Genomic DNA, 2,736 nt, shown 5'->3' with positions numbered 1-2,736 from the left:
GACGCTTATTTCTCCATAAAAGTATTTGTTCCAGAATATCACTTTAAGCTTGGTATAAATTTAGATGCGTTTGCCCTGGGAACTGCTATTAGTTGATGACGGCTCCACGGACGGGAGTACGGCGATCGCCCGTCGCTATGCCGAACAATACCCTCACAAAGTCCGTTATCTCGAACACGAAAATCATCAAAATTGCGGCATGAGTGCAGCGCGGAATTTAGGCATTCGTCACGCTCAAGGCGAGTACATTGCTTTTCTCGATGCTGACGACATTTGGTTGCCACAGAAATTGGTACAACAAGTTGCTATTCTAGAATCGCAGCCCGAAGCCGCCATGCTTTACGGACGCACTCACTTTTGGTTTAGTTGGACGGGAAACCAGAGCGATCGCCAATACAACTATTTCACAGAACTGGGCGTTGAACCCGACACTCTAGTCCAGCCACCCACGCTGCTAGAACTCTTTTTACAAAATGAATCTACCGTCGCATCTACTTGTAGCGTCCTGATCCGCCGCGAGGTATTTCAGAAGATTGGTGAATTTGAGCCAGAATTTCGCACCATGTACGAAGATATGGTCTTTTACACCAAAATATTTCTTCAAGCACCCGTGTTTGTCTCAGGGAAATGCTGGGATCGATATCGACAGCACCCCCAAAGTAGTTGTCGCATAGCAATTGAGGAGGGAGAGTATAACTCTTTTCACCCCAGTCCCGCTCGTGGCACTTTTTTGCGTTGGGTAGAGGCTTACTTACGCGATCGCGGTGCTGAGAGAACGCAGGTGTGGAGCGTTCTCCAAACAGAATTACTGCCTTATCGGTATCCATTGTTGTATCCAGTAGGGCGAATGCTGAGACTGTGGCGACAGCAGGCGAAAACGGTATTAAAGTCAGCTGGGCGGCGGGTTTTACCTAGAGACTTGCTGTACTGGCTGAAATTTCAAAAAAGATTTAGAGGTACGTCACACTTGGGCGGAGTGCGCTTTGGTAATCTCCGCCGTCTCAAACCCGTCAGCCAAAACTTCGGTTTCAATCGCGGTTTGCCGATCGATCGCTATTACATTGAGAAATTTCTTGCCAGCCATGCCGATGCCATACGCGGACACGTATTGGAAGTGAGCGAAAACAAATACACGCTCAAGTTTGGCAGCGATCGCGTCAGCAAAAGCGATATCCTGCACGTAACTCAGGATAACCTCGCAGCAACAATAGTCGCTGACTTGACCTGTTGCGATGAAAACAGCGTACCCTCAAATACTTTCGATTGCATTATTATTACGCAAACCCTACCGTTTATTTACGACGTGCGGGCGGCGATCGCAACTCTACACAGGATATTGAAGCCAGGGGGAGTTATATTAGCAACTTTCGCTGGCATTAGCCAAGTCAGCCGTAGCGATATGGAAACTTGGGGAGAATACTGGCGATTTACAACCCTTTCAACTCGGAAGTTATTTTCTGAAGCTTTTCCAGCAGCCCAGATAAAAGTAGAAGCGTATGGCAATGTATTAGCTGCAATGTCATTTCTACAAGGATTAGCCGTCGAGGAACTGCGCCAAGAAGAACTAGACTACTTCGATCCTGATTATGAATTGTTAATTAGCGTGAGGGTAACTAAACCAGAGGTAAATCATGAAAATACCTGGGAAAATACCTGGAGCCAATCGGATACGACGGTTTGCCCGTCGCTGTCGCAACCGGCTTCAGCCAGGGTCGCTGATTCTGCTCTATCATCGCGTCACTGACGTGAGTTGTGACCCTTGGGGATTGTGCGTGACACCCCAGCACTTTGCCGAGCAATTGCAAGTCTTGCGCCAATATACCCAGCTAACACAACTGCGGCGATTGAGCCAAGACGTAGCAGAGGGCAAACATCATCGCCGTCACGTTGTCATTACTTTTGACGATGGCTACGCTGATAACCTCCACAATGCCAAGCCAATACTCGAACGCTATGACGTACCTGCCACTATCTTTATTGCTAGCGGCTATGTCGATCGCGAACGAGAATTTTGGTGGGATGAGTTAGAGCGGCTATTTTTGCAACCTGGGGCATTACCCCAGCAACTAGAGCTAAATATCAATGGCTATCAATATCAGTGGGATTTGGGAGAATTTGCCAATTACACCGAGTCAACATACCAGCAGCATCGCCATTGGAAAGCAGAACAGGAAGATCCCCCCACTCCACGTCAGTTGGTCTATTACGAGGTCTGGAAACTACTTCGCGTTTTACCAGCAGGCGATCGCGATCGCATTTTAGATCGACTGCTAACCTGGGCGGGAATGACAGCAGGTAGCCGTTCGACCCATCGTTCTCTCTCCTTATCAGAAGTAGCAGCTCTAGAGCGGGGATCGCTCGTTGAAATCGGCGCTCACACGATCGCGCATCCATTTCTCTGCTCTCTGCCCTTATCTTCGCAGCAAGAAGAAATTTACCACAGCAAAGCTCAACTTGAAGAACTGCTCGGACACGAGGTGACAAGCTTTTCCTATCCCTTCGGCAACTACACCTCAGACTCGGTAGCTATCGTCCGCGATGCTGGCTTTAACTGTGCTTGTGCCACGATTCACGCTAGCGTCCAACGCCATAGCAATCTGTTTGAGCTACCCCGCGTCGAAATTCAAAACTGGAATGGAGAAGAGTTTGCTAGGAGGCTATCGCGTTGGTTCGATGTTTGAACAGTGAAGAGTGGCTAGTGGCTAGTGGCTAGTGGCTAGAGTTTCTTCCTTGTCT

The 2,736-nt window shown here is 48.6% G+C and carries 2 protein-coding genes; both read left to right on the top strand.

Annotation, left to right across the window (positions count from 1 at the left end; translation table 11 throughout):
* Positions 1 to 64: 64 nt before the first annotated feature.
* Positions 65 to 1,744, top strand: coding sequence for a glycosyltransferase (locus DSM107010_RS42275; protein ID WP_277871326.1), 1,680 nt, complete (start codon positions 65 to 67; stop codon positions 1,742 to 1,744).
* Positions 1,632 to 2,681 carry a polysaccharide deacetylase family protein gene (locus DSM107010_RS16115; protein ID WP_241994231.1) on the top strand — a complete coding sequence of 350 codons (1,050 nt, stop codon included), beginning with the start codon at positions 1,632 to 1,634 and terminating at the stop codon, positions 2,679 to 2,681. Before DSM107010_RS42275 ends, DSM107010_RS16115 begins: the two co-directional genes overlap by 113 nt.
* The last annotated feature ends 55 nt before the right edge of the window (positions 2,682 to 2,736 follow it).

Source organism: Chroococcidiopsis cubana SAG 39.79, from assembly GCF_003991895.1.
Lineage (GTDB): Bacteria > Cyanobacteriota > Cyanobacteriia > Cyanobacteriales > Chroococcidiopsidaceae > Chroococcidiopsis > Chroococcidiopsis thermalis.
The sequence above is the reverse complement of the archived record's forward strand: the minus strand, read 5'-3'. Positions and strand labels throughout refer to the sequence as shown.